The organism is Chryseobacterium glaciei (genome assembly GCF_001648155.1).
In the GTDB taxonomy this organism is placed as follows: Bacteria; Bacteroidota; Bacteroidia; order Flavobacteriales; family Weeksellaceae; genus Chryseobacterium; species Chryseobacterium glaciei.
Genome location: NZ_CP015199.1, coordinates 205,370 through 226,627 on the forward strand (window position 1 = coordinate 205,370; position 21,258 = coordinate 226,627).

Annotated in this window: 17 protein-coding genes; 8 read left to right on the forward strand and 9 right to left on the reverse strand. The window is 34.4% G+C overall.

The window, feature by feature from the left end:
• The first annotated feature begins 45 nt into the window (after positions 1 to 45).
• The 5 genes from A0O34_RS00905 to nhaA all read left to right on the forward strand — a co-directional run bounded on the left by A0O34_RS00905 (position 46) and on the right by nhaA (position 8,072).
• Positions 46 to 1,932: an AMP-binding protein gene (locus A0O34_RS00905; protein WP_066750195.1), complete on the forward strand. Its 1,887-nt coding sequence runs from the start codon at positions 46 to 48 to the stop codon at positions 1,930 to 1,932.
• 30 nt (positions 1,933 to 1,962) lie between these two features.
• Entirely contained in the window at positions 1,963 to 3,900 is a 1,938-nt protein-coding gene (gene acs, locus A0O34_RS00910) for an acetate--CoA ligase (protein ID WP_228394393.1), read from the forward strand.
• A 304-nt stretch (positions 3,901 to 4,204) separates the two neighbouring features.
• On the forward strand, positions 4,205 to 4,570 hold the full coding sequence (locus A0O34_RS00915; protein WP_066750200.1) for a hypothetical protein: 366 nt from the start codon (positions 4,205 to 4,207) through the stop codon (positions 4,568 to 4,570).
• Between the two features lie 114 nt (positions 4,571 to 4,684).
• Positions 4,685 to 6,895, forward strand: coding sequence for a RelA/SpoT family protein (locus A0O34_RS00920; RefSeq protein ID WP_066750202.1), 2,211 nt, complete (start codon positions 4,685 to 4,687; stop codon positions 6,893 to 6,895).
• Between the two features lies 1 nt (position 6,896).
• Positions 6,897 to 8,072, forward strand: a complete 1,176-nt coding sequence (nhaA, locus tag A0O34_RS00925) for a Na+/H+ antiporter NhaA (protein WP_066750204.1) — start codon at positions 6,897 to 6,899, stop codon at positions 8,070 to 8,072.
• Here nhaA and A0O34_RS00930 read toward each other — a convergent pair.
• Positions 8,069 to 8,443 (reverse strand): hypothetical protein, encoded by a 375-nt coding sequence (locus A0O34_RS00930; RefSeq protein ID WP_157885927.1) that lies wholly within the window; start codon positions 8,441 to 8,443, stop codon positions 8,069 to 8,071. The two genes, nhaA and A0O34_RS00930, sit on opposite strands and share 4 nt — an antisense overlap.
• Before the next feature lie 13 nt (positions 8,444 to 8,456).
• Complete coding sequence (locus A0O34_RS00935) at positions 8,457 to 9,413, reverse strand: YihY/virulence factor BrkB family protein (protein WP_066750208.1); 957 nt, start codon at positions 9,411 to 9,413, stop codon at positions 8,457 to 8,459.
• 31 nt (positions 9,414 to 9,444) lie between these two features.
• On the opposite strand from A0O34_RS00935, the gene A0O34_RS00940 reads away from it, so the two are divergent.
• On the forward strand, positions 9,445 to 9,918 hold the full coding sequence (locus tag A0O34_RS00940) for a 23S rRNA (pseudouridine(1915)-N(3))-methyltransferase RlmH (RefSeq protein ID WP_066750210.1): 474 nt from the start codon (positions 9,445 to 9,447) through the stop codon (positions 9,916 to 9,918).
• A 177-nt stretch (positions 9,919 to 10,095) separates the two neighbouring features.
• Here A0O34_RS00940 and A0O34_RS00945 read toward each other — a convergent pair whose 3' ends face one another.
• The 4 genes from A0O34_RS00945 to A0O34_RS00960 are packed head-to-tail and all read right to left on the reverse strand — an operon-like array spanning position 10,096 to position 12,320.
• On the reverse strand, positions 10,096 to 10,551 hold the full coding sequence (locus A0O34_RS00945) for a tRNA (cytidine(34)-2'-O)-methyltransferase (protein ID WP_066750212.1): 456 nt from the start codon (positions 10,549 to 10,551) through the stop codon (positions 10,096 to 10,098).
• Between the two features lie 48 nt (positions 10,552 to 10,599).
• On the reverse strand, positions 10,600 to 11,418 hold the full coding sequence (locus A0O34_RS00950; RefSeq protein ID WP_066750215.1) for a tetratricopeptide repeat protein: 819 nt from the start codon (positions 11,416 to 11,418) through the stop codon (positions 10,600 to 10,602).
• Positions 11,415 to 11,981 (reverse strand): phosphatase PAP2 family protein, encoded by a 567-nt coding sequence (locus A0O34_RS00955; RefSeq protein WP_066750217.1) that lies wholly within the window; start codon positions 11,979 to 11,981, stop codon positions 11,415 to 11,417. The genes A0O34_RS00950 and A0O34_RS00955 overlap by 4 nt, the downstream gene beginning before the upstream one ends.
• Before the next feature lie 3 nt (positions 11,982 to 11,984).
• Complete coding sequence (locus A0O34_RS00960; protein ID WP_066750218.1) at positions 11,985 to 12,320, reverse strand: Sec-independent protein translocase subunit TatA/TatB; 336 nt, start codon at positions 12,318 to 12,320, stop codon at positions 11,985 to 11,987.
• A 460-nt stretch (positions 12,321 to 12,780) separates the two neighbouring features.
• On the opposite strand from A0O34_RS00960, the gene A0O34_RS00965 reads away from it, so the two are divergent.
• Positions 12,781 to 13,722, forward strand: a complete 942-nt coding sequence (locus tag A0O34_RS00965; protein ID WP_066750220.1) for a hypothetical protein — start codon at positions 12,781 to 12,783, stop codon at positions 13,720 to 13,722.
• 69 nt (positions 13,723 to 13,791) lie between these two features.
• Here the strand turns inward: A0O34_RS00965 and A0O34_RS00970 are convergent, their stop codons facing one another.
• Together A0O34_RS00970 and secD are read right to left on the reverse strand one after the other, a co-directional pair.
• The gene (locus A0O34_RS00970) at positions 13,792 to 15,015 is read right to left on the reverse strand and encodes a TCR/Tet family MFS transporter (protein WP_066750223.1); all 1,224 of its coding nucleotides are present in this window, start codon (positions 15,013 to 15,015) and stop codon (positions 13,792 to 13,794) included.
• Positions 15,016 to 15,541: 526 nt separating this feature from the next.
• Positions 15,542 to 18,454 (reverse strand): protein translocase subunit SecD, encoded by a 2,913-nt coding sequence (gene secD / locus A0O34_RS00975; RefSeq protein ID WP_066750225.1) that lies wholly within the window; start codon positions 18,452 to 18,454, stop codon positions 15,542 to 15,544.
• A 217-nt stretch (positions 18,455 to 18,671) separates the two neighbouring features.
• Here secD and A0O34_RS00980 point away from each other — a divergent pair, with 217 nt between their 5' ends.
• Complete coding sequence (locus A0O34_RS00980; protein ID WP_066750227.1) at positions 18,672 to 20,042, forward strand: PQQ-dependent sugar dehydrogenase; 1,371 nt, start codon at positions 18,672 to 18,674, stop codon at positions 20,040 to 20,042.
• A gap of 230 nt (positions 20,043 to 20,272) precedes the next feature.
• On the opposite strand, the gene A0O34_RS00990 is transcribed toward A0O34_RS00980, so the two are convergent.
• A complete protein-coding gene (locus A0O34_RS00990) occupies positions 20,273 to 21,256 on the reverse strand; it encodes a hypothetical protein (RefSeq protein ID WP_066750231.1) in 984 nt (327 codons plus the stop codon).
• Positions 21,257 to 21,258 lie beyond the last annotated feature (2 nt).

Sequence of the window (21,258 nt, forward strand, 5' to 3'; positions counted from 1 at the left end):
AAAATTGGTGCAATTAGTGTTTAAAACCAAACACAAAAAATTAATATGAACACAGAGAGTTTATTTAAACAAAGCATAGAAGACAAAGAGAATTTCTGGAAAGAACAGGCTCAGGAAATCGATTGGTTTGAATTTCCTACCCAAATTCTTTCCAAAGATCAAAATGATTACGCCCAATGGTACTCCGATGGAAAACTGAATATGTGCTATTTGTGTATCGATAAACATATTGAAAACGGCTTCGGAGAGCAAATTGCCATTGTTTACGACTCTCCGGTTACCAATCAAAAAATACAATATACTTTCAATCAAGCGAAAGAAGAAATTTCAAAATTGGCGGGAGGCTTGGCTTCTTTGGGTTTAAAAAAAGGAGACACCGCCGTTATTTACATGCCGATGATTCCGCAGACGCTTTTTGCGATGTTGGCCTGCGCAAGAATTGGAGTCATTCATAATGTGGTTTTTGGAGGTTTTGCACCAAATGAATTGGTTGTGAGAATTGACGATTGCAAACCAAAAGCTTTAATCACAGCAACCGCAGGAGTAGAAATCGCCAAGAGAATTCCTTATTTGCCATTAGTTGAAAAAGCCATTGAACTCGCTCAGGATAAAGTTGAAAATATTATTGTTTACAACAGAAAATTAGTTGAAAATCAACATGAAATGTTTGATGGATTAATTGACTATGAAGAATTAGTTCAAAAATCAAAACCTGTTGATTGTATTTCTGTTGAATCCACTCATCCACTCTATTTGCTATATACCTCAGGAACGACAGGAAAGCCAAAAGGAATTACCCGCGATACAGGAGGTTACGCCACTGCTTTGAAATTTTCAATGAAATATATTTATGGAATTGAGCAAGGAGAAACATTTTGGGCAGCATCCGATTTTGGTTGGGCAGTAGGTCATAGTTTTTCGGTTTATGGACCTTTAATTAACAGAAATACCACCATTATTTTCGAAGGAAAACCCATTATGACTCCCGATGCAGGAACATTTTGGAGAATCATTTCCGAATATAAAGTTTCTGCAATGTTTACAGCTCCAACGGCAATTCGAGCGATTAAAAAAGAAGATCCAAACGGAGAATTGGTCAAAAAATATGATTTAAGCCATTTCAAAAAACAGTTTTTGGCAGGTGAAAGATGTGATGTTGCCACGTTGGATTGGTTTGAAAAACATATCGGAGTGCCCGCAATCGATCATTGGTGGCAGACAGAATCTGGCTGGCCGATGTTAGGTTTAATGACTTTCGATGATAATTATAAAATCAAAAGAGCTGCTGCCGGAAAACCAATTCCGGGGTATGATATTAAGATTTTTGATGAAAATGGATATGAGTTGGATGCTCATCAGGAAGGTTATTTAATTATAAAACTTCCGCTTCCGCCTGGTTCATTATTAGGAATTTGGAATGATAACGAAAGATTCCAAAACAGTTATTTGTCACAATATAAAGGCTATTATTTTTCCGGAGACGGAGCCATAAAAGATGAAGACGGTTATATTTTCATCACAGGAAGAGTGGATGATGTGATCAATGTAGCAGGACACCGACTTTCAACGTCAGAAATGGAGGAAATTGTTTCGTCACATCCCGATGTTGCAGAATGTGCCGTTGTCGGAATTGATGATGATCTGAAAGGTCAGATTCCTTTTGCAACGGTGGTTTTGAAGAATGGTTCAACAATTTCGGAAGAAGAGGTTGAAAAGGATATTGTAAAATCGGTTCGTGAAAAAATTGGAGCCGTTGCCTGTCTTAAAAATGTAATGATTGTCAAACGTTTGCCGAAAACACGTTCAGGAAAAATTTTAAGAAAGCTCATTAGAACATTATTAGACGGTAAGGAATTTCAGATTCCGTCAACGATTGATGATGAAAAAATCATTGAAGAAATTCAGCAAAAAATCGAGGAATATAGGGCTTAAACAAGAAATTAAGCATAAATTTAATTATAAATAAATTCAAATTTCAAAAACGAAAGGGATATGAGAAATTACTTAATAGAAGATCTTCCGCATTATTTTGAAGAGTATAAAAACTCTATTAAAAATCCTAAAAAATTCTGGGACAAAATAGCAGATCAGAACTTCGTATGGTACCAAAGATGGAGCAAGGTTGTGAAGTATGATATGAATGAAGCAAAAATCGTTTGGTTTAAAAATGCAAAATTAAATATCACTAAAAACTGTATCGACAGGCACTTAAATGAAAGAGGCGAAAAAACCGCCATCATCTGGGAACCTAACGATCCGAAAGAAGCAGCACAACATATTTCTTACAACGAATTATACACTCGCGTCAACAAAACAGCCAATATTCTTAGAGATATGGGTATCGAAAAAGGTGACAGAGTCTGCATCTATCTTCCTATGATTCCTGAACTGGCTGTTACAATGTTGGCTTGTGCAAAATTAGGTGCGGTACATTCTGTTATTTTTGCAGGTTTTTCGGCATCTGCAGTGGCGTCTAGAATTAATGATTGTGAAGCTAAAATGATCATTACATCAGACGGAAGTTACAGAGGAAGCAAGGTTTTAGATCTAAAAAGCATTGTGGATGAAGCGTTGGAAAAAACCCCGACCATCGAAAATGTTTTGGTCGTAAAAAGAACTCACAACGAGATCAAAATGAAAGAAGGCAGGGATCATTGGATAGCTGATCTTTATGAAAAAGCCTCTCTGGATTTCGTAACTGTAATTATGGATGCAGAAGATCCGCTTTTCATTCTATACACCTCAGGATCAACAGGAAAGCCAAAAGGAATGCTCCATACTTGCGCCGGATATATGGTTTACACTGCTTATACTTTTAAAAATATTTTTAATTATCAGGAAAATGACATTTATTGGTGTACCGCAGACATCGGCTGGATCACGGGACATTCGTACATTCTTTACGGCCCTCTTTGTAACGGAGCTACCACGGTAATTTTTGAAGGAGTACCAACTTATCCTGAACCAGATCGTTTTTGGGAAGTTATTGAAAAACATAAGATTACACAATTCTATACTGCCCCAACTGCTATTCGTTCATTAGCGAAAGAAAGTGCAGAATGGGTTGACAAACATGATTTGAGTTCATTAAAAGTAATCGGCTCCGTTGGAGAACCAATTAATGATGAGGCTTGGCATTGGTTCAATGATCATGTTGGAAGAAAAAAATGTCCGATTGTAGATACTTGGTGGCAGACAGAAACGGGTGGAATTATGATTTCACCACTTCCGTTCATTACTCCAACAAAACCTACTTATGCTACTCTACCTTTGCCTGGTGTTCAACCTGTTTTGATGGATGATAAGCGTAATGAAATTACAGGAAACCAAGTTACCGGAAACCTATGTATCCGTTTTCCTTGGCCGGGAATTGCCAGAACGATTTGGGGTGATCACCAAAGATATAAAGAAACTTATTTCACTGCTTTTCCGGGAAAATACTTTACAGGTGACGGCGCTTTGAGAGACGAAGTTGGATATTACAGAATTACAGGTCGTGTGGATGATGTTATCATTGTTTCAGGGCACAATTTAGGAACAGCTCCCATTGAAGATAGCATCAATCAACATCCTGCCGTTGCAGAATCTGCGATTGTTGGCTATCCTCACGACATCAAAGGAAATGCTTTGTACGGTTATGTCGTTTTAAAAGAAACAGGAGAAAGCCGTCAGAGAGAAAATCTTAAAAAAGAGATCAATCAATTAATTTCAGATCAGATTGGACCGATTGCTAAGTTGGATAAAATTCAATTCGTTTCAGGACTTCCAAAAACTCGTTCAGGCAAAATCATGCGTAGAATTTTGAGAAAAATTGCGGAAGGTGATTTTAATAGTTTTGGAGATATTTCAACGTTATTAAATCCTGAAATTGTAGAGGAAATTAAGAACGAAAAAATATAAATTAAGTTTAAAATTGAGATTTTATTTAGGTTGATAAAGATTAACTGCAAATATAAATTTAAACAAAAACATCAATAGGAACGGGCTTTAGCCCGTTTTCTTTTTTAAGAATCTTATCGATTGGCTTTAGCCAAAACTTGAATTATAAATTAACAAAAATTTAAACACGCATTCAATAGACATTCTCATAAATTTTAACAATTAAATATAGATAAAATAATATAATATTAATTTTATTAAATTAAATCCAATACATATGAGATTTAATTATTATCTTTAAGTACAAATTTAAAAACTATTGCTTATGTCAAATATATTAGCTGGGTTATTTGAACATCACAGCGATTACAAACAACTCGAAACTGATCTTGAAAGCTCGGGATTCGGAAGTTCAGATTACATCGTATATCTTGATGATACACACCATTACTCTCAGTATATGACAAGTGTTTGTGTAAAAGATAAAGAACAAATAGACAATGCAAAGAGCATTTTTAATCAAAATTCTGTAGTAAAAACTTACTTGTTTGAAAATGTAAGTATAGAACAGGCCGATTTCAACACCATTAAAAGGCTTATTGATGCAAGAAACAGAGCGGAAATACATAATAGTCCCAATGTTAAAATAAAAGCTTCAAGCCATGGCATGGACTCTGAAGTTAAATTCTAAAAACAAAATTAAATACTAATAACCGAAAATCCGTAGAACGTTCTGCGGATTTTTTAATGCTTTGAAAAGTGGGAAAATTTTCGTATTTTCGTTTAAATATAGGCTTTTACACAAATGAGTTACGACTTAGAACAGGAAAACAAAGAGATTCTTGCAAGATATAAGGATCTGATTTCGAACACCTACAGAACTTTGGATGAGGAAAATAATAAACTCATCCGAAAGGCATTTGATATCGCATTGGATGCCCACAAGGATCAAAGGAGGAAATCCGGCGAACCTTATATCTACCACCCCATTGCCGTTGCGAAAATCGTAGCGACAGAAATTGGTTTGGGAGCAACTTCCATTGCCTGTGCGTTGCTGCATGACGTAATTGAAGATTCAGATTATACTTACGAAGATCTCAAAAAGATATTTGGAGAAAAAATCGCCAATATCGTGAATGGATTAACCAAAATATCCATCATGAATCACCAGAATATCTCCGTACAATCTGAGAATTACAGAAAGCTTTTGCTTACTTTATCTGAAGATTTCAGAGTTATTTTAATTAAAATTGCCGATCGACTTCACAACATGCGAACATTGGAAAGCATGGCACCCGACAAACAGAAGAAAATCGCTTCTGAAACGGTCTATATTTATGCTCCAATGGCGCACCGTTTAGGTTTGTATAATATTAAATCTGAACTTGAAGATCTATCTTTAAAATATAATAATCCCGAAGTTTTTAACGAAATCACGGAAAAATTAGAGCTAGCCAAAGAAAACCGTGAAAGATATATTGATGAATTTAAAAAGGAAGCTTCCGAGAGATTAAAGGAAGAAGGATTAAATTTTACCATAAAAGGCCGTGCAAAAGCAATTTCTTCTATTTACAGAAAAATGCTGAAACAAGGAGTTTCTTTCGAGGAGGTGTTTGATAATTATGCAATTAGAATTATTTATAAATCTGATGCTAAAAACGAAAAATTCTTAGCCTGGAAAATTTATTCTATTGTCACAGATGTTTATCACAGTAATCCATCAAGAATGCGTGACTGGATCACTCAGCCCCGTTCTACAGGTTATGAAAGTTTGCATTTAACTGTTCTTGGTCCAGATAAAAAATGGATCGAAGTTCAAATTCGTTCCGAAAGAATGGACGAAATCGCTGAAAAAGGGGTTGCAGCACATTACAAATATAAAGAAGGCTACAAACAAAGCTCCGACGATAAGAATTTCGAAAGATGGGTAACAGAAATCCGTGATGTTCTTGAGCAGCAGCAGGATCTTTCTACTTCTGAGCTTTTAGATAATATTAAACTTAATTTATATTCAAAAGAGGTTTTCGTGTTCACTCCAAAAGGTGAAATTAAAATCTTACCAACCAATGCAACGGCTTTAGATTTTGCATTTTCAGTTCATTCTGATCTAGGAATGAAATGTTTAGGTGCAAAAATCAATGGTAAATTGGTTCCAATTTCCTATGTTCTTCAAAACGGAGATCAGGTTGACATTCTTTCTTCTCAGAATCAAAAACCAAAATTTGATTGGCTGGAATTTGTTGTTACTTCAAAGGCTAAATCAAAGATCAAAGGTTATCTGAATTCTCAAAAAAATCAATTGGTTGAGGAAGGAAAAGAAACTTTACAGAGAAAACTTCGTCATGCAAAAATCAATTTTAATGATGAAGAGATCAACAAACTTCAAAAATTCTTTAACTTAAAAACTTCTCAGGAATTATTTCTGAAATTCCAGAGTAATGAACTGGATGCAAGTAGTTTAAGAAAATACATTGAAAGTAAGAATGTATTTAATAATTTACTTTCAAGATTCAGAAAATCTCCGACAAAAAATACGGCTTATATAGAGCCAAAAGAGCAGAATCTTGACATGATCGTGTTCGGAAAAGATGAAGAAAAGCTGAATTATACGTATGCAAAATGTTGTACGGTAATTCCGGGAGACAAAATTTTCGGATTTATCACCATTTCGGAAGGTATAAAAGTTCACAGTGACAATTGTCCGAATGCGATCAATCTTAGAGCCCAATACGATTACAGGGTGATTCCTGCGAAGTGGGTAAATGCTGAAAGTTTCCAAAACAGAGTGAAAATTGAGATCGAAGGTCTCGACAGAATGGGAATGATCAACGATATTACTGCTGTCATCAGCGGTTCTATGGGAATGGATATGAAAAGTATGTCTATTGAATCCAACAACGGAATTTTTACAGGAAACATCAATCTTGAGGTTAAAAATAAAAGTCAATTGGAGGAAACATTCACAAAACTAAAAGATATTAACGGAGTTTCACGAGTGAGACGATTACAATCATAATATGAATTTATCTGTATATTTTAAAAAATTTTTCAACAATAGTCAGTCATCAGGAATTATACTTATTTTTTGTGTATTAGTTTCGTTACTAATCGCAAATTCTTCGGCTGGAGAAGATTTTCAGCATTTTTTGGATAATGAAATCGGTGTAGAACTTTTTCATTTAAAATACCCTGTCAGCATTTGGATCAATGATGGTTTAATGGCCATTTTTTTCCTTTTGGTTGGGCTGGAAATAAAAAGAGAAATGGTAGAAGGTGAACTCTCATCTTTTAAAAATGCTTCTCTTCCTATTTTTGCAGCCATCGGTGGAATGACTATTCCGGCAGGAATTTACAGTATTTTCAATGCAGAAACTCCTTATGCAAACGGCTGGGGAATTCCCATGGCAACGGATATTGCTTTTTCATTGGCGATTATTTCAATGTTGGGAAGTAAGATCCCGAATTCTATTAAAATTTTCCTAGCTGCATTAGCGATTGTTGATGACTTGGGAGCTATTTTGGTTATTGCAATTTTTTATACAGAACAGATTCATTGGACGTATTTATTACTGTCTTTTGGAGTAACTGCTTTATTATTTTTATTGAATTTTTTAAAGGTTACAAAGATTTATTTTTACATTATTCCTGGGCTATTTTTGTGGTATTTCCTGCATCATTCGGGAATTCATGCTACGATTGCGGGAGTTTTATTAGCCTTTTCAATTCCGACAAACGCTTCCAATGTAAAAATTTCACCTTTGGAAAAATTAGAACATACATTGTATTTTCCTGTAAGTTTTTTAATCATGCCCATATTTGCATTAACCAATACCAATATTGCTTTTAATAATGGAATGCTCGAAGGTTTAACGAGTACTTTAGGTTTAGGTATAATCGGCGGTTTGATTATAGGAAAATTAATCGGAATTAATTTATTCTCATTAATCGCTATTAAATTTAAACTAAGTTCACTTCCTCAAAACAGCTCGTGGACACAAATGATAGGCGTCGGTTTCTTAGCCGGAATTGGTTTTACGATGTCTATTTTCATCGCACTTCTTTCTTTCAAGGGAGAAATTGAAATTCAGGATGAAGCTAAATTTGCGATTTTAATTGCTTCTTTTTTAGCTGCTGTTTTAGGATATGTAATTTTGAATTTAGGATCAAAAAAAAAGGAGGTTATTGAGAATTAATTTTTTGTAACTGACCAACTTCCGTTTAAATTACCCATTTTCCATGTTCCGGATTTACTTTCTAAATTTCCATATAAAGTAAATCCTGAGCTAGAGGTTGTACTGCTTATCGATGAACCTATAAGTCCTGAATAAAAAGTCTCTTGGTGGCCTTGGGAAATTTTTGTACCTTCTATTGTTCCGCTTTTGTTTACATTTAAAATTAAAGTTCCGCTTTGGTCTCCCGAATAGCTACCACTCCACTTTCCCATGTAAGGAGAAGTGTAATTTTCTTCCTGTTTATCGCGTTCTACTTCATCAAGAACATGTTGGCATGAAAGGACGGTTAATAATGGAAATATGATTAGTAGGTATTTAATTTTCAGTTTCATAGTTTTTGTTTTTTTAATCATTATCATTAGAATAGCCACGTAAATCCTCTTTTCTAAGCTCATCAGACAACAGCTTCTCCACTCTTAATTTTCTAAGAGCCATATTCAGTTCGTTTCCAAACAGAAGAAGATAGACGTTTACATTTACCCAGACCATCAGTAAAATCATACTTCCAATCGATCCGTATAAAACGTTATATCTGGCAATATTTTTAACATACAGCGCGAAAAAATAAGTCGTAACAACAAATAAAACAGTCGTAAGAATCGCTCCCGGAACAGCCTGTCTGAATCTTGCGATTTTCACGGTTCCCAACCAATAAAATAATGTTAGAAGAATAAAGTAAAATAATGGAAATGATACAAATCCGATAATACTGGATAGGTTTTTCACCAACCACGAGACATTATCAACCGGAGCGAATAATTTCATTACAACTTCCACATAATAAACGCCGAAAAGAGCCAGAAAAACTATTATTATAAAGCCAATTGTGATAAAAAATGACAGAATAAATTCTTTTACATCCGTTAATTTTTCATCAGAATTTTCATTAAATCCATTGATGAGAGAAAATGTTCCGTTTGTTGCAAAAACCAAGGCTAAAACAATCGTCAAATTACTGATTCCCTTCATATTAGGAATGATATTATTTTCAATATATCCTCTCACTTCATTTTCCATGTGTGACGGAAAAACATTGTGAATCAATACTTCAAAAATATAAAACTGAAGTTTATCATAATGAGGCATATATGGCAAAACCGACAGCAAAAAGAGAAGAAACGGGAATAAACTTAATGTAAAACTCCATGAAATTGATGCTGCCTTTCGTCCAATTTTCCCTTTAAAAACTCCTGTAATATAAATCTGAAACATCTGCCACAGCGAAATACCCAACACAGGAATGTGTATATCATCAAAGAAATCTTGAATTTTTAGAATGAATGTGGGAATTTTAAGATTCATAAAGTATATTTGCGCCTAGCAAATATAAGAAATGCGTATCAATTTACTCTGCATTGGCAAAACGGATGATAAAGAAATTACTTCTTTGATCAATTATTACCTTACTCGCCTTCCCAAACATTGGAATTTTGAAATTATAGAAATTCCTGATGTAAAAAACGCCAAAAACCTTTCTCCTGATCTTTTGAAAAAAGAAGAAGCAAAGCTATTCTCTAATCATATCGACAAAAATGATTTGGTTGTAATTTTAGACGAAAAAGGAAAACAATTTACAAGCAGAGAATTTTCACAAAAAATAGATACCTGGATGAATTCTTCAGTGAAAAAAATTCACATTTTGATTGGTGGAGCTTATGGTTTTTCGGATGAAATTTACACCAGAGCAAACGAAAAAATGTCATTATCTAAAATGACATTTACGCACCAGATGATCCGGTTATTTATCGTTGAACAATTGTATCGTGCAGACCAGATTTTGCAGGGAAAACCTTATCATAATGATTGATTTTTAAACTTTATAAGAAGTTGTACGAAAAAAGCAACTTAAATCAAACCTAACAGGTTTTAAAAACCTGTTAGGTTTATCGCAGTATAATTGATCTCAGATAATATTAAACAATCAATATTCTGAATTATATTTACCTGTCTTTTTAAACTTGAAAAACACCACTGTAAATACCAACTAGACTTTTAAACCTATCTGTCTTTTTGCTTCACCAACCACAAAAGCTACTGAATTTGCAATATTAAAACTTCTAATTAAATTTGACATCGGGATCGTTAAATGGTTATCAAAACGAGATAAAACATCTTTACTCAATCCGACACTTTCTTTCCCAAAAACGAGCCAGTCACCGTCCTGAAAATCAGTTTCTAAATAGGATTTCTCAGCATGTGAACTCATTAAAAATACTCGAGATTTATCGGGAACTTGTTGAATCCATTCATCAACATTTGCATATTCTGAAACATCAAGATGAACCCAATAATCTAAGCCCGAACGTTTCAGATTTTTATCATTAATTATAAATCCAAAGGGATGAATTAGGTGCAATTTACTTTCCGTACCTACGCATAATCGTCCGATATTTCCTGTATTATTCGGTATTTCGGGTTCTACGAGAACAATGTTTAACATATTTATTTTTTACTAGTTTTCCAGAGAAAACCTTATCACAATGATTAATTATTTTGCAGGAGCTTTACATTTTGCATAATAATCCGCAAGAAGACCTTTTTCATATCCTAAACTTACAGCTTTATCTAAGGTTGTGCATGCTTCTTTCGGCTTTGCAGCATCAAACAAGATCAAAGCTTTTGTAACATAAGACTGAGAAAATTTAGGATCTATTGAAATCGCTTTGTTAACATCAACAAGAGCTTCTTTAGATTTTTTTAATTTAAGATAAACGTCGGCTCTTCCGTTGTATAAAAGAGATTCGGGTTTTTCGGAGATCAATTGATTATAATCTTTTAAAGCACCTTCCAGATCACCGCTATTTTTTTTCAGATTAGCTAATCCTGTTTTTGCATAAATATTATCTGCCGCAAAACTTAAAATTTGGTTTAAATCTTTTAAAGCCAGATCCTTTTTCCCTTGACTTTCATAAATTTTAGAACGCGTTAAATACATATCAACATTTTCAGGTTCTATCTGAAGACCTTTATCAATGTATTCCAGCGCTTTTGCCTTGCTTCCTCTCTGGCTGTTTAATGAAGCTAAATTTGCATAAACAGAAGCGGACAAAGGATTTGCTCTCAAGGCAGCTTCATAGGATTTAAAAGCCAAAGCGGTCTTTCCTAATCTTCTCTGTGACGTTCCTAAGTTATTATAATAATCAGATTGAAATTTCTGAATCTGTTCTTTTTCAGCAAGTTTAGAATATTGCTCTTCTGCACATTTGTAGTCTGCTTTTTTAAAGCATTCTTCAGCCATTTTGGCATCCTGAGCATAAAAATTTAATGAGGAAAAGGCTAATGCCAGAATTAATAAATGTTTTTTCATGAGGTTATATTTTGTTTATTGATTACTTTTTTGGCAAGTGCACCAAATATCACTCCCAATAAAAGTCCAACAAACGCCCCCACCAAAATATCTATCGGGAAATGTACACCTAAATATATTCGGCTGTATGCTACCACCACAGCCCACACAAATATAGCATAAGGAAACCAATTGAGTTTCTTTTTTAATAAAATACTTAAGTATGTTGCTAAAAAGAAGGTGTTGGAAGCATGCGCAGAATAGAAACCGAACTGCCCGCCACATTTCACGATTCTCATGTGATGCTCTAAAGTCGGGTCATGACAAGGTCTTAATCTCGCCACACCAAATTTGAAAACACTCGCCAACTGGTCGGAAACCGTAGCTCCAATTGCTATAAATATGAGAATAAAAACTAAAGATCTTAGTTTGTAATTTTTATATAAAAAGTAAAGAAATATAATGTAAAGCGGAACCCAGATCCAAGTGCTGGAGATCAGCATCCAAAACTGATCAAAAGAAGAATTTCCCAAATTATTGAGAAACAAAAAGACCTTCTTATCTTCCTGAATAATTTCTTCCATGGATTATCTGCTTACAGGCCCTTCGTGAGTTTCGTCATCGGCAGGTTTTGGCTTAGGCAGTTCATTGGATTCGGTTGGATTCGGTAAGAAGTCTTTCTCCACATCTTTCATTGGATTGTACTCTTTTGCGGCATCTTTTACCTTCTCTATTTCACGCTTTATTTCAGAAACAGGGTTATCTGTTTCCTTCATTATCTCAGTTTTGATATCTTCCACTGCACCACGCATTTTTCTTATGCCCGAGCCTAAGTCACGTGCTATCGAAGGAAGTTTATCCGGTCCGAATAATACAACAATCGCAACTGCGATCAATGCCATTTCTCCAAAGCTTAATTCCATGATACAAAATTACAAAAGTTTATACATATCTGATACAGTTATATTATATTTTAAATAAATTTTAATTTTTTAGGGTTTAGGGTTTAGGGTTTAGGGTTTAGGGTTTAGGGTTTAGGGTTTAGGGTTTAGGGTTTAGGGTTTAGGGTTTAGGGTACAAAATTAATTCTTATATAAATTTGATGAACTTCCACTCTAATTTTATTTTAATATTTTTTACGCAAACAACACAAGAATTTCTTAACAACTAATTTCTTCTAACCGTATGCAAGAGCTTTTCATTCTGAAAAGTCCCTTCAATTAAATCATACTATTATTAATTCCCTTTTCATGATCAAATTATCATTTACGCATTCATTTTTAGTATTTTATAAAATTTAATAAATAATTAATTCCAATCAAAGAGAATTATATTGCAATTTTAAATAAATTTATTACACACAAAACATTTAAATATTTTATTATGAAAAAACTACTAACTACATGTAAGATTTTTGCCATTTTAGCGGTATTAACACTTACCGGTTGTCAGGACGAAAACAATCAGGTCTTGCAGGAAAATCCATCAGAAAAAGTAAGTCTTTCTGATTTAAAAAGAGAAATTACACCATCATCACAGGTAATTCCTAAGGCTGTTCAAATTCAACTTGATGAATCAAAAAAGAACATTGAAAAGTATCTTAAAAATGATCTTAAGATTGAAGGAATTGCTGTTTTGGGTAAGTTATCAACTGAAAAAGGAGTTTCTCTTTCACAAAATTTAATTTCTCAAAAGGACAATTTTGTTGCAGCAGGAAATATTTTAGATCTGGAATCTGTAAAGATTGGCAAATTAGAAAACTTAAATTCAGGTGAAGATTTATCTATCGCTCAAAAAGGATTAAAAGATATGGCGATTGAAGAAATTAAAGCAAACGCAAACGTTCTTGAGATCAGCTGGAATCATAACGGAGAAAAATTCTCAACATTATGTTATTATAATGATTCGGGAATTATCTGGGATAATATTCTTGGCGGATTGGTCATGATGGACAAAAGAGGAAACTCTGAAGCTTCAAATGATGCGGCAGCAAAAGTATCTTCCAAATGGTACAAACAATGGTGGACTGCCAATTGGCTTTGGGGATCTAAAAGAGGTGAAATCGGATACCAAATTACCATTTACTATACAGGTTCATCGGTTTCAAATGTTGACGTGAGCGATTGGGGGAACATCAGTTTAGGAAAGGCAAAAAGCGAAAGCAAAGTAACCAAAAAAACGGGAGCTTACGGACAATGCAGATATGCTCTTGGACTTTGTACTCCAACAGGTTCTTTAAGCTTTAATTCAAGCAACTTTTCGGTATCATTCTCAGGATTGGGAAGCAATGTTGTAAGTAATGGAATAAAATCACTTTATCCATAATTATTAAATTCTTTCAAACGAAACAGGGAACCAAATTTTGGTTCCCTGTTTTTATTTATCTAAGTAATTTTACTTCTTAATTTTATTTTTTTGAAAAGCGTAATAAGTTGCAACTACACTCGCCGTCATCAATAGAAACGCTAAGAAGAATGGTGCTCCTGAGAATTTAAAAGGTGCTTCATCATGCGTGAAATAGTAAAATAGATTCGTCATCATCGGAGGACCGACAATAGATGTCGCACTCATTAAACTCGTTAATGCTCCCTGAAGTTCGCCCTGCTCGTTTGCCGGAACACTTTTCGTGATTACGGACTGAAGAGCCGGGCCGCAAATTCCACCTAAACAATAAGGTATTAAGAATGCAAACATCATCCAGCCTTCTGTAGCAAAAGCAAATAACAACATTCCGAGTGCGTATAATGCTAATCCGTAATAAATACTTTTATGTTCACCTAATCTTGGGGTCGTCCATCGTATTAAAACTCCCTGAACCAATCCAACCAATAATCCGACTACACCGAGGGAAATTCCGACCATTCTTTCTGTCCAACTGAATTTGTACATGGTAAAGAAACTCCAGTTGCTCTGTACAGCGTGTCCTGCAATATAAATTAAAATCAAGGCAACAATTAATCCTGAAATTTCAGGGTGTTTTCCTAAAAACTTAAATGAACCGACAGGATTTGCACGTTTCCAATTAAATTCTCTACGTTTATCTTTATCTAAACTTTCCGGGAGAATGAAGTATCCGTAAAGGAAATTAAGCAGACATAAACCTGCCGCAGCGTAGAACGGAACCCTCGCTCCATAATGTCCTAAAACACCACCCAAAACAGGTCCGATAATGAAACCTAAGCCAAAAGCGGCACCAATTAAACCAAAATTTTTCGCTCGGTCTTCATCCGTAGAAATATCCGCAATGTAAGCACTGGCCGTTGTGACGCTCGCTCCGGTGATTCCCGCAATGATCCGTCCTAAAAAGAGCCACCAAATTGTGGGAGCTAACGCAAGGAAAATATAATCAATCGCAAAACCGAAAAGGGAGATCAAAATAATAGGTCTTCGTCCATATTTATCACTTAAATTTCCAACAACGGGTGAAAATATAAATTGAGTAAAAGCATACGCAAAACCTAGCCAGCCACCATATTTAGCGGCTTCACTTATATCTGCATGAATAAGTTCCTCAATCAATTTGGGAACAACAGGAATGATAATTCCCCATCCTGTAATGTCAATTAACAGCGTAATAAATATAAAGCCTATGGCCGCTTTTTTCCTTGAATTTTCCATAATCCTGCAAAAATAATCAAATTGGGAAAAATAATGGTTCTAAATTATATTAATTAGTTGTTAGATATTTGTTGATGGTTTATTGAGTATTGTTGTCGCCTTTAAACTATCAACTAAGAACAATCAACATTTTATTTGCACATGTTAAAGCAAACCTAACAGGTTTTGAAAACCTGTTAGGTTTAGATTCATAATATGGAAAGATTCGAGCCCAGACCCCTATGAAATGACAAACTAAGGGTTGATTTTGCGATAATAAATGAAATTCGGACAAATACCCTAGCCCAGATTGAAACGACATCCTTTTTTGTTGCGGGCGAAGCAAAGCGAGCCCGTAACAAAAAAGATACAGTGGAAAGCTGGAAATAGCTTCAAATAAAAGATTGAAAACTTGATAGATAATTGTTGATAAAGTTTCTAATAATTGATAAAACCTTAGCGCCTAATACCAACAACAAATTCACCTTTAATACACAAAAAAAGCCTTTCAAATTGAAAGGCTTTTTCTTATTTATTGTAGTAATACTTATTTTGAAGCAAGTACTTCTTTAGTCGTAGTTGTTTTTCCGTGTACTTCATCTTCTTTTCCAGATTTAAGGAAGTCATACGCAATTGCCGAAGCAATGAATATGGATGAATACGTACCGAATCCAATACCAATCAACATTGCAAACATAAATCCTCTTAGGTTATCTCCACCGAAGATGAAGATTGCTAAAATTACAAGGATTGTTGTAAATGAAGTGTTGAACGTTCTACCTAATGTACTAGAAATAGAGTCATCGAATAATCCAGCTAATGTTAAAGCTTTCTTCTCTCTTAAATACTCTCTAATTCTATCGAAGATAATAACGGTATCGTTAATTGAATAACCCAATACGGTAAGAATCGCCGCAACGAAATCCTGATTGATCTCCATGTTGAAAGGCATATACTTGTGAAGCAATGAATAAGCTCCCAAGATAATAACCGCATCATGGAACAATGCTGCAACAGCACCTAATGAGAATTGCCATTTTCTAAATCTTAATAAGATGTATAAGAAAATACCTCCCAAAGCAGCTACTACTGCAAGAATACCATGAGTTTTGATATCATCTGCAACTGTAGGTCCTACTTTTTCAGAAGAAATAATTCCTGCATGTTCTTTATCCGCAGATTTGAAATCATGTAATGTTACATTAGCCGGTAAGCTTGATTTTAAACCTTCGTATAATTTCTGTTCTACAGTCTGGTCAGCTTTTAAAGATTCGTCTTCGATAAGGTAATCAGTAGAGATCTTTAACTGCATGTCGTTTCCAAAAGTTTTAGCTTCAACAGAAGAGTTTTTACCGTCTTCAGTTTTGAAAACTTTTACTAAGTTCTGTTCAACATCCTCAGCATTTACTGCTTTATCGAATCTTACAACGTAGTTTCTACCACCTGTAAAGTCGATTCCGTATTTAAATCCGTGGATTGCGATTGAAGCAATACAAACAACTGTTAATACAGCAGAAATGATATATGCATATTTTCTTTTCCCGATGAAATCGATCCAAGTATTTCTGAATAGGTTTTTCGTTGGAGCTGTCCAAACAGAAAGTTGTTTTCCTTTATTCAATCTTGAGAAGATCATTACTCTTGAAAGTAATACTGAAGTAAAGAATGTCATTAAGATACCAATTCCTAACGTTAAAGCAAATCCTTTAATAGGACCTGTTCCGAATAAGAATAGTACACCTGCCGTTAATAACGTCGTTAAGTGACCATCAACAATTGCACTTAATGCATGTTTGAAACCATCTTTATAAGCTTCTAAAATGCTTTTCCCTGCAAATAATTCTTCCTTCGTTCTTTCGTAGATAATAACGTTCGTATCCACGGCCATGGCCATTGTAAGAACGATACCCGCGATACCAGGAAGTGTTAATGTAAAGTCTCCGGAATCCATGATTCCGAAAATATAGAATAAGTTAATAATCATTGCAATTACAGCGTACACACCTGCACCACCGTAATAGAAAATGATATAAACGATAATAATCAAGAATGCAATAGCAAATGAAATAACCCCGGCATCAATAGACTCTTGTCCTAATGAAGGTCCTACAACAGTAGCCTGAACCACTTTTGCACCTGCAGGTAATTTACCAGCTCCCAGAACGTCAACCAATTCTTTAGCTTCTTCCTGAGAGAAGTTACCAGAGATCTGAGTTCTACCGTTAGGAATTGCGCCTACAACGTTTGGCGCAGTATAAACTCTACCATCCAATGTTACAGCAACCGGTTTACCAACGTTTTTCTCAGTTAATGTTTTCCATTCTTTAGCACCTTTAGAATCCATTTGCATGTCTACTACTACTCTGCTTAACTCATCATAGCTAATACTTGCAGTTTCAACAGCACCGTCTACAGGAGCTTTTTGGTTGATGTTACCTCTGATTGCATACAATACTAAACTTTCAGTATCTGTAGCTTCAGGTTTGTAACCCCAAAGGAACTGTGTATATTTAATATTTGAAGGACGTAAAGACTGTCCTACTTTGCTGTTCAAGATTTTGTTTACAGTAGCTGTATCAGATAATTTTACACTTCCAACAGCACTTTGGCTCATAGATTTCCCACCCTGCATGATATTCATGAAGTTGACATTCTTGGCAACTCCCATAGAATCACCTTTTACAGCGATCATTGTAGCTAATGTTTGGAAATAAGGATAAACTTCAGGAGCTTGTTGTACTTCCCAGAACTGAAGTTTTGCAGAAGTCTGAAGCATTTTCTTCACCTTATCGATATCCTTCATACCAGGCATTTCAACAGAAATTCTTGCCGTACCAGGTACTCTCTGAACGTTTGGCTGCACTGCACCCATTTTATCGATTCTGGTTCTGATCACCTCAAAAGCTGTACCTACAGAAAGATCAATTCTTCTCTTAATGATGCTTTTTACCTGCTCATCAGAAGTATTGTATTTAATCTCAGATAAATTTGTATTTCCGAAAATTTCCGGATCTGCAAGTTTAAGATTTGTTCCTTTTGCTGTGTTTACAGCATCAAACTGATCAAAGAAATTGTCGATGTAAGATTTTGTGGAACTCTTCTGAGCTTCATCAGTCTTGTTTAAAGCCTCGATAAGAACAGGGTTTGTAGAATAATTTGTAAGATCGTTCACCAAATCTCTTTGGTTGATCTCCAAAAGAACGTTAATCCCTCCTTTCAAGTCAAGACCAAGTTTCATTTCCTTGTCTTTGGCTTTAGTGTAATAAAGTTTTGTGAATCCCAGGTTCAGTGTATCTTTAGAAAGCCTTGTAATCTCTTTCTGATACTTTTCCGGATTGTCTCCTGCAACAGCAGTTGCCTGCTTTTCAATTTTGCTGGCGTACCAAGTTGGTAATAGCTCATTTAAGCAAATTAACCCTAGTACAATAGCAACAATTGTAATAAGTCCTTTTCCTTGCATTTTGTTATAACTACGTTAAATTAAGTCGGCAAATATAATGATTTTCTTGATATTTTATGAATTTTTAAGAACAGAAATCGTTTATTTTCAGATATATCGGCTATTTCACTTCTATTTAAGATTTATCAATTTTTATGTTATATTATGATGATATTTTAAATTTTATTGGTACGAAATTTTCATTCACTTAATTCAACACACTAAATATCAAAATATTATGAAAAAACTACTTTTTACGGCAAGTATTTTTTCTTCCTTAATCCTTAATTCTCAAACAATTATTTTGGAAGAATTTGCCACCGGACTTACGGCTCCGGTTGAGATTACAAACGCTAACGACAGTAGGCTTTTTGTCGTGCAACAGAACGGAATGATTAAAATTATTCAACCAAACGGGACAATTAATGCCACGAATTTTTTAAATATCAGTTCTAAAATTCTTTATGGCGGAGAAAGAGGACTTTTAGGTTTAGCATTCCACCCACAATACTCGACGAACGGGTATTTTTTTGTCTATTACAACAACACAGCTGGGAACATTATCGTTGCGAGATATACCGTAACTTCTGATGCAAATGTTGCAGATCCTAATTCTGAAAAGATTTTATTGAATATTCCAAAACCATTCGATAATCACAATGGCGGAAGTATTCATTTTGCACCTGACGGAAATTTATGGATCGTCACGGGAGACGGCGGAAGTGGCGGAGATCCTAACAACAACGCTCAAAACAAAAATTCTTTACTCGGAAAAATGTTGAGAATTGATGTTAATGCAACAGGAGCTTACAATATTCCGACCGGAAATCCTTTTATTGGCTTAGCGGTTGATGGTTTAGACGAAATCTGGGCTTACGGACTTAGAAATGCCTGGAAATGGTCTTTTGATCTTACAACAGGAAACGCAGTGATCGCAGATGTTGGACAGGGACAGATTGAAGAAATCAACAGAATCCCGCTCACACAGGCCGGAGTCAATTACGGATGGCGATGTTACGAAGGAAATACAGCTTATAACACAGCAGGTTGTGCCAGTTCTTCAACAATGACTTTTCCGGTTGCCGTTTATGATCATTCCGGAGGAAGATGTTCTATAACCGGAGGTTACGTTTATAGAGGAACTACCTATCCTACTCTTCAAGGGAAATATATTTTCAGTGATTATTGTACTCCACAGATCGGGATTTTAGATTCTGGAAATTCAATTACATGGACGACCTCATTTGCTGGTAATAATTTCTCAACTTTTGGAGAAGACAGTCAAAAAGAATTGTATGTTGCAGCGGTAAATAATGGAAAAATCTTTAAAATTAAAACAGATGCTTCTTTATCTACGAATGAAAATAATAATTTGAAGCAAATCAAAGTCTATCCGAATCCTGCTTCTAAAAAAGTTTTTATTGATGGTTTGAAAGATAAAAATATTTCCGCTGAAATTATAAGTTCAGAAGGAAGAAAAGTTCTTGAAAATGCAAAAATCAACAGCGATAACAGCATTGATATCACAGGAATTCCTGCAGGAGTTTATTATATTAATTTAAAATCCGGGGAGTTAAAATCTTACAGTCAGAAATTGATTATTAAATAAAAAAAATTAAAAGCCTCAGAATATTCTTTTTGGGGCTTTTATATAATACCCAAATCCAACAATAATTGGAATTACCATCAATATTCTTTCCATTAAAGAAAATCTTGCTACCTCATAATCAAATAAATCGGGTTGAGTTATTGCCAGAAAAACCATTACACCAGCCGAAATTATCATTAAGAAAACAGGAAACTGCTCAGACCGATTTGTATTATTTTTAAATTTCAAATTCAATATCCCAAAAACATAGTCATATAAGGGAAAGCCCAGATTCTATAGGTATCCCAAGCGACGAAATGAAGTAATAATGGAGAGAAAACTGCCATCATGAATAGAAAAAATAAAGGCAAACCTATTCTTTGGTATTCTTTATAAACAATAAACAGCAAAAACAGAATCGGAAGACTAAAAGCGAAAGATTTATGATAAATCATTTTTATGACAAAACTTTTACTCTCTGTTGCTAAATAATGTGTAAATTTTTCAGTGTATGAAGTTGCTACTAAATCTGCAATATCTTTTTTAATAAATCCTGAACCATTAAAATAATTAAACAGACTTAAGTAATGATCCTTCCCATAAATTTCCTGATAATATGATAAGAAAAACATCAAAACAGCAGGAAACACCAGAAATAAAATGCTTTTCTTTAATAATTTTAAATTAAAAACTTCTTTGAAAGAAAATTTTTCATTTGACATTTCTGCGACAATTAAAGCAAAAAGAGAAATAGGGATTGTTAGGAAAAAAGATATTTCATGAATCAGTAAACTTATGCAAACCAATATTGATGAAAGAAAGATCAGATTTTTTCTTATCAAATAAATAATCAATATCGTCAATAAAAAAACAATATGATCAAGATAGCCAATGATATGGGCACTTAAAACCACATATTGCGACAAAAAGAAAATTAAATAAAATATTACCCGATAGATATTTTGCGAAATATTATTCGCCTGTTTTAAGGCAATAAAATATATACATCCATAAAGAATCAACAATATTACCGCTGAAATCAACAGAATATTAAATTCATTTTTCTGAAAAAAGAAACCAAGTATTTGCCCTGCAAGACCTCTTTTGATAAATCCGAACCGATAATCGATCAACCAATGCGCTTCTGACCACTCATTCGGAAACCTTATCGTTTTTAGAACACTGAAAATCAGTGCATAGAAATAAAGTAAAGCAAGCAGAACCTTCCCTTTCATGG